The sequence below is a fragment of the Variovorax sp. genome (assembly GCF_035634955.1).
GTDB lineage: Bacteria > Pseudomonadota > Gammaproteobacteria > Burkholderiales > Burkholderiaceae_C > Variovorax.
The window spans coordinates 20,602-27,648 of the sequence record NZ_DASQBZ010000011.1 but is presented as its reverse complement, the minus strand read 5'-3'; the positions used below and the strand labels follow the sequence as shown (position 1 = coordinate 27,648).

Here is a 7,047-nt window from a genome sequence, read left to right as displayed (position 1 = left end):
CGCCGTGTCTGTCTGAGCGCAGTGAACGCAGTGAACGCAGCGAGTTACACGGCGCAGGCCGGCTTCGCGAGCACCGCAGGGAAGCCCCGAAGGGGCCGGCGCAGTGAAGGCCGCCGGCGGGCAGCGCAGGCCGGGCGGCCCCCCCAAGGCAACCGAGCACCGAGCACCAGGCGCCAGGCACCCAACAACCCCCACGCCCCACAAGCCAGCCAAGGAAAGAATAAGATCGCCACGTGACCCCGATCCGCAACGCCGACCTGCACTGCCACTCCGTGGTGTCCGACGGCACGCTCACCCCGGAAGAGCTGGCCGCAAGGGCCGCCGCCAACGGCGTCGACCTGTGGGCGCTGACCGACCACGACGAGGTCGGCGGCCAGCACCGTGCCATGGCCGCCGCCCGGGCCCAGGGCATGCGCTATCTCACCGGCACCGAAATCTCCGTCACCTTCGCCAACGAAACCGTCCACATCGTGGGGCTGGGATTCGATCCGGACGACGCGTCCATGACGCAAGGCCTGTACGACACCCGTGGCGGGCGCGGCCGGCGCGCGCAAGAAATGTCCGAAGGCCTCGCCCGGGTCGGCATCCACGGCGCCTACGAAGGCGCGCTCAAGTTCGTCGGCAACCCCGAACTGATCTCGCGCACCCACTTCGCGCGCTTCCTGGTCGAGACCGGCCACTGCCGCGACACCTCCGAGGTGTTCCGCAAGTTCCTGACCGAAGGCAAGCCCGGCTTCGTGCCGCACCGCTGGGCCTCGCTCAAGGACGCGGTGCAATGGATCGCCAACGCCGGCGGTCTGGCCGTCATCGCCCACCCCGGCCGCTACCGCTTCACCGCCAACGAGGAATATGCGCTGTTCCTCGAATTCAAGGCCCATGGCGGCCGCGCCATCGAGGTCGTCACCGGCAGCCACACAACGGCCGAATACCAGGAATACGCCGACAAGGCCCTGGAATTCGGCTTTGCCGCCTCGCGCGGCAGCGACTTCCACAGCCCCGACGAAAGCCACTGCGACCTCGGCCAGCTGCCGCCCCTCCCCGGCAGCCTGCAGCCGGTGTGGGACCTGCTTGAAAGCCGCATCCAGTGATCCGCCGCGGCTGGCGAGACCGGCAGGCGGCGGGACGATGAGCCCCCGCCAAGCTCCGAAGAAACTGCGCAGCACGGCGCCAAGGGCGGAGGCATCCTCGTGAGCGCCGTCGCGCCATCGCGCGGCATGCGCGACCTGCAGGCCGAGCGGGTCCTCACGGGCATCGGCCTGGTCGTGCTGGCCACCGCCTGCTTCGCCACGCTGGACACCGCCACGAAGGTATCCACCACCGCCGTTCCCGTCATCATGGGCGTGTGGTTCCGCTATGCGTTCCAGGCGCTGGCGATGTCCGCCGTCTTGCTGCCCCGCCACGGCCTGGCCCTGCTGCGTACCGCCCATCCCAAGTACCAGGCGCTGCGCGGCGCATTGCTGCTGGGCTCGAGCGTGTTCGCCTTCCTCAGCCTGCGCTACATGCCCATGGCCGAATTCACCGCCATCGTGCTGCTCACCCCGCTGGCGGTGACGCTGCTGGCCTCGATCGTCCTCAAGGAGCAGGTGTCGGCCATGCGCTGGGGACTGGTGGCCGGCGGATTCGCCGGCACGCTGGTCATCCTGCGGCCAGGCGGGGGCGCCTTTTCGTGGGCCATGCTGCTGCCGATCGGCCTGGTCGTCACCAACGCCTGGTTCCAGCTGCTGACCAGCAAGCTGGTGCAGACCGAGAACCCGCTGACGATGAACTTCTACACGGGCTGGGCGGGCGCATTGATCGCCGCGGTCGCCCTGCCCTTCGCCTGGACCTCGCTGCCTTCTTGGCACTGGTGGGCGCTGCTGTGCCTGATGGGGTTCATGGGCACGGTGGGGCATTTCATCCTGATCCTGGCCTTCCAGCGTGCGCCGGCCTCCACGCTCACGCCGTACCTGTACGCGCAGATCGGCTTCGCCATGCTCGGCGGCTGGATCGTCTTCTCGCGGGTGCCGGACCTCGTCTCGCTGGCGGGCATCTCCATGATCGCGGTGTGCGGTGCTGCCGGCGCCTGGCTCACGGTCAAGGAGCGGCGCGTACCCATCCAGCCGACGGAGTCGTAGACTTGCCGGCGCCATGGCCCAGTACTTCGAAGTTCATCCGGACAACCCGCAGCAGCGGCTGCTCAAGCAGGCCGCGACGCTGCTGGCGCGCGGCGAGATCGTCGCCGTGCCGACCGACTCGAGCTACGCCCTGGCCTGCCACCTCGACGACAAGGACGCGGTCGAGCGGCTGCGCCGCATCCGCCAGATCGACGAGAAGCACCACCTCACGCTGCTGTGCCGCGACCTGAGCGAACTGGCCAACTACGCCATCGTCGACAACCGCCAGTACCGCCTGCTCAAGGCCGCCACGCCGGGGCCCTACGCCTTCCTGCTGGAGGCCACCAAGGTCGTGCCGCGCCGGGTAAGCCACCCGCAGCGCAAGACGATCGGCCTGCGCGTGCCCGACCACAACGCCCTGAGCGAACTGATCATGCTGCACGGCGAGCCGCTGCTGGCCACCACGCTCATCCCGCCCGGCGAGACCGAGGCGCTGAACGACCCGCAGGTCATCCGCGAACGTTTCGAGAAGCAGATCGGCGGCGTGATCGACGCAGGCGCCTGCGCGTCGCAGCCGACCACCGTGGTCGACCTGGTCCCCATGGGCACCGGCGGCGAGCCGGTGGTGGTGCGCCTCGGCCGGGGGCCGCTGGCGCCGCTGGGGCTCCAGTAGTGCACCAGCCCGGCCGCCGCGCCGGGCCGCCGGCGCCGGTCTGAGACAATCGACCGGTGGATATCAATCAACTCGTTCAAACCGTCCTCATCTATGCGCTGCCGGTGATCTTCGCCATCACCGTGCACGAGGCGGCCCACGGCTACGTGGCGCGCCACCTGGGGGACAACACCGCCCAGGTCCTCGGGCGCGTGACGCTCAACCCGATCAAGCACATCGACCCGATCGGCACCATCCTGATGCCGATCCTGCTGTACTTCGCCACGTCGGGCGCGTTCCTGTTCGGCTATGCCAAGCCGGTGCCGGTGAATTTCTCGCGCCTGCGCCACCCCAAGCGCGACATGGTGTGGGTGGCGCTGGCGGGTCCGGTGTCCAACTTCGTCCAGGCCATCCTGTGGGCGCTGCTGCTGATCGTGCTGGCGCGCGGCCTGAACATCACCGAGCCGTTCTTCATGCGCATGTGCCAGGCCGGCGTGCTGGTCAACCTGGTGATGTGGGCCTTCAACCTCTTTCCCCTGCCGCCGCTGGACGGTGGCCGGGTGCTCGCCGGCCTGCTGCCGCGCGGACAGGCGCAGATGGTGCTGGCGCGCATCGAGCCGTTCGGCTTCTTCATCGTCATGGGCCTGGTGCTCGTCGGCGTGGTCGGCAGCCTGTGGCTGCAACCGCTGATGAGCTTCGGCTACGACGCCATCAACTTGCTGATGTCGCCCTTGGCCGCATTGCTGCGCTGAGCCTTCCTCCATTCATTCGCCCGTTTCCGACATGGCTGAGTTCCCCTCCATCATCCGCTACCTGACCGGCATCACCACCACCGGCACGCCGCACCTGGGCAACTACGTGGGCTCGGTGCGCCCCTCGGTGGCGGCCAGCCGGCGCGACGACGTCCAGAGCTTCTACTTCCTGGCCGACTACCACGCGCTCATCAAGTGCGACGAGCCCGCGCGCATCCAGCGCTCCACCCTGGAGATCGCCGCCACCTGGCTGGCCTGCGGACTCGATCCCGAACGCGTGACCTTCTACCGCCAGTCCGACATTCCCGAAATTCCCGAGCTCACCTGGCTGCTGACCTGCGTCAGCGCCAAGGGCATGCTCAACCGCGCGCATGCCTACAAGGCAGCCGTCGACAAGAACGTGGCCCGCGGCGAAGACCCCGACGGCGAGGTCAGCGCCGGGCTGTTCATGTACCCGGTGCTGATGGCCGCCGACATCGTGATGTTCAATGCGCACAAGGTGCCGGTGGGCCGCGACCAGGCGCAGCACCTGGAGATGACGCGCGACATCGCACAACGCTTCAATCACCTCTACGGCGAGCACTTCACCCTGCCGGAGGCCGAGATCGACGACGCGGTCGCCTTGCTGCCGGGCCTCGACGGCCGCAAGATGAGCAAGAGCTACGACAACACGATCCCGCTGTTCACGCCGCGCGCGCAACTGCAGAAGCTGATCGCGGGCATCGTCACCGATTCGCGCGCTCCGGGCGAACCCAAGGACACCGAGGGATCGGCCCTGTTCCAGATCTACCAGGCCTTCGCGAGCGCACAAGAGACCGAGGCGCTGCGCACCGCATTCGCCGACGGCATCGCCTGGGGCGACGCCAAGCAACTGCTGTTCGAGCGCATCGACCGCGAAATCGGCCCGCTACGCGAGCGCTACGAGTCGTTGATGGCCGATCCGGCCGGGATCGAGCGCACGCTGCTGGCCGGTGCCGAGAAGGCCCGGGCCCTTTCGCGCCCGTTCATGGGCCGCCTGCGCCAGGCTGTCGGCCTGCGCAACCTGGCCGAAGGCGCCGCCACGAAGACCGTCAAGGGCGCGAAGGCGTCCAAGGGCAGTTCAAAGATAGGTTTCAAACAGTATCGCGAGCGCGATGGCCTGTTCTATTTCAAATTGCTGGATGAACGAGGAAGTACTCTTTTGCAGAGTATTGGATTCAAAAGTCCTCAGGATGCCGGCCAAATTATTGGCGCATTGCAACAATCGCCAGACGATTTTGTGAATTCTTTCGCGAATCAGCTCGAACCCATCGACAATGAGACGGCGCTCGCTGCTGCCAAGGTGCTAAAGACTCTGTCTCAAGCAGCAGCCGAGTCGTGAGGGAGTGACTACAGAACGCGCCGGTACCCCGTTCGACGGGCAACAACGAGTACAGAACACCGGCGCCCACCAAGACTGAACCAGCATGAGTATCTACGTCATCGACGACCACCCCTTGATGCGCGACGCCATCGTGATGGTGCTGCGCCGGCTCCGGCCCGCCGAAAACATCGTCGAACTCGAACGCCTGGACCGCCTGCCGGCGGCAGTGCGTCAGCACGGCACGCCCGACCTGTTCTGCCTCGACCTGAAGCTTCCAGACACCACCGGCGTCTCCGGCGTGGTGTCGGTCAAGAGCAGCTATCCGGGTGTGCCGGTGGCGGTCTACTCCGCCTCGCCCGCCGCGGACATGGAAGAAGCCTGCGTCGAAGCCGGGGCAGACATCTATATCGAGAAGTCGGCCGGTTCGGCCGAACTCACCGCCGCGCTGCGCGGCCTGTTGTCGGCCGATGACGAACGCGAGGAAACCGCGCCCGCGGCCCCCGGCAAGCTCTCGAAGCGCCAGACCCAGCTCATTGCCATGCTCGACAAGGGCATGAGCAACCGGGAGATCGCGACGCAACTCGAGATCAGCGAGCACACCGTGAAGGTGCACCTGTGGCGCCTGTTCCGGCGTCTGGGCGTCAAGAGCCGCACGCAGGCCTTGCACCACGCCCGCAGCCACGGTCTGCTGTCCACCTCCAGCTGAAGGCCCCGGCCCCGCGCGGCGGGCCCCTGCGGCGCCCGGGAAAGGCCGCGCGGTCGGCGCCAGCTCAGCCCACGGCGCCCGAGATGCGCGTCTGGGCGCGCGCCTCGTCCGCGTCATGCAGCGCCACGCGGAACACGCTGCCCCGGCCAAGCCGCGAGCGCACACTCACCGGATGGCCCAGGGCGTGCGACAGGCGCGCCACGATGGCCAACCCCAGGCCGAATCCATCGGACGTGCCCGCGTGGTCGGCCACCTTGTAGAACTCCAGGAACACGTCGCGCAGGTGCTCGCGCGCGATGCCGATGCCGGTGTCCCAGACCTCCACGCGCAGGCCCTCGCGCGTCTGGCGCGACGCCAGCAGTACGCCGCCCTCGGGCGTGTACTTGATGGCGTTGGCGATCAGGTTGCCGATCATGCGGCGCACGCGGATCGGATCGGTCAGCACCGTGCCGGGGCAGCTGTGCATCCGGAAGCTCAGGCCCTTGGCCTCGGCCACCGGGCGATACTGCAGTTCCAGGTCGTGCAGCAGCTGCTGCACGTCGACCCGCTCGATGTGCAGGCGCACCTGGCCGGAGTCGATGCGCGCCAGGTCGAACAGGGAATCGAACAACGCGTTCACCGCGTGGGTGGCGCGCACGATCTTGGGCGCGATTTCCTGCACCAGCTCCGGCTCGTTGCGCAGCCAGTCGGCGTACAACGACAGCGCCAGCACCGGCTGGCGCATGTCGTGCGCCGCGCTGGCCAGGAAGCGGTTCTTCATCGCCACGGCCGATACCGCCGCCTGGCGCTGCTGCGTGAGCGAGTTGATCAGGATGTGGTTGTGGTAGAGCAGTTCGAAGCTGTTGCGCGCGGTCTCGTGGATGCGCCGGCCGGCGCGCAACAGCATCCACCAGTGCAGCAAAGGCAGCGCCAGGAAGCCGTAGTTGAAATGCGGCTTGTCCAGGTCCATCTGGAAGGCGCGTAGCACCACGCCGGCGAGCATGGTGACGAACAGCGTGTTGACGTAGCGGTGCAGCAGCGGCGGATGCAGCGACAGGCCGTTGAGCGGAAAGGTGGCCACGCCGGCCACGATCAGCCAGCTCATGAACTGGTTGATGAGCGGGGTGCGCTCGAAGAAGATCAGAATCGACAGGCCCCAGACGAACGCGCTGGAGCTCCACAGCACGTGGTAGCGCTGCATGAACTGCTGCTGCGCCGCCGAGTCGCGCGCCGCGTATTGCGTGGAATACACGCGCTCGCCCCACACGCGCAGCCCCGTCGCGGCCGCGCCCAGGGCCAGCCAGACCAGCAGTTGCCATGGCGGCACGTGTCCCCACGCCAGACCGACCATCGCCGGCATCAGGGCGGCTGCCAGCAGGTACGAGCCGCGCGCAGCCCGCATCAGGCTGCGGATGAGTTCGCCGCGCACCCATGGCTCGGCCTCGTCGACCGTGACCGGCGCCGGCGTCAGGTTGGCGAAGGAGGAGTTGCCCAGGCCCGCGAAAGCCGAACTGCCGCGCATT

Annotated in this window: 7 protein-coding genes; 6 read left to right on the top strand and 1 reads right to left on the bottom strand. The window is 67.9% G+C overall.

Annotated elements, in window-relative coordinates; translation table 11 throughout:
• The first annotated feature begins 233 nt into the window (after nucleotides 1-233).
• The 6 genes from VES41_RS04790 (at nucleotide 234) to VES41_RS04765 (ending at nucleotide 5,545) form a co-directional block, all read left to right on the top strand.
• Nucleotides 234-1,088 (top strand): 3',5'-nucleoside bisphosphate phosphatase, encoded by an 855-nt coding sequence (locus VES41_RS04790; RefSeq protein ID WP_324813675.1) that lies wholly within the window; start codon nucleotides 234-236, stop codon nucleotides 1,086-1,088.
• Nucleotides 1,089-1,214: 126 nt separating this feature from the next.
• Nucleotides 1,215-2,114, top strand: coding sequence for a DMT family transporter (locus tag VES41_RS04785; protein WP_324813681.1), 900 nt, complete (start codon nucleotides 1,215-1,217; stop codon nucleotides 2,112-2,114).
• A gap of 13 nt (nucleotides 2,115-2,127) precedes the next feature.
• Nucleotides 2,128-2,766: an L-threonylcarbamoyladenylate synthase gene (locus VES41_RS04780; protein ID WP_324813673.1), complete on the top strand. Its 639-nt coding sequence runs from the start codon at nucleotides 2,128-2,130 to the stop codon at nucleotides 2,764-2,766.
• Between the two features lie 56 nt (nucleotides 2,767-2,822).
• Nucleotides 2,823-3,497: a site-2 protease family protein gene (locus tag VES41_RS04775; RefSeq protein WP_324813671.1), complete on the top strand. Its 675-nt coding sequence runs from the start codon at nucleotides 2,823-2,825 to the stop codon at nucleotides 3,495-3,497.
• A 31-nt stretch (nucleotides 3,498-3,528) separates the two neighbouring features.
• Complete coding sequence (locus VES41_RS04770; protein WP_324813670.1) at nucleotides 3,529-4,857, top strand: tryptophan--tRNA ligase; 1,329 nt, start codon at nucleotides 3,529-3,531, stop codon at nucleotides 4,855-4,857.
• An 85-nt stretch (nucleotides 4,858-4,942) separates the two neighbouring features.
• Nucleotides 4,943-5,545, top strand: coding sequence for a response regulator transcription factor (locus tag VES41_RS04765; protein ID WP_324813667.1), 603 nt, complete (start codon nucleotides 4,943-4,945; stop codon nucleotides 5,543-5,545).
• Nucleotides 5,546-5,609: 64 nt separating this feature from the next.
• Here VES41_RS04765 and shkS read toward each other — a convergent pair whose 3' ends face one another.
• Entirely contained in the window at nucleotides 5,610-7,046 is a 1,437-nt protein-coding gene (gene shkS / locus VES41_RS04760; RefSeq protein WP_414719027.1) for a surface-behavior sensor histidine kinase ShkS, read from the bottom strand.
• Nucleotide 7,047: the final 1 nt, after the last annotated feature.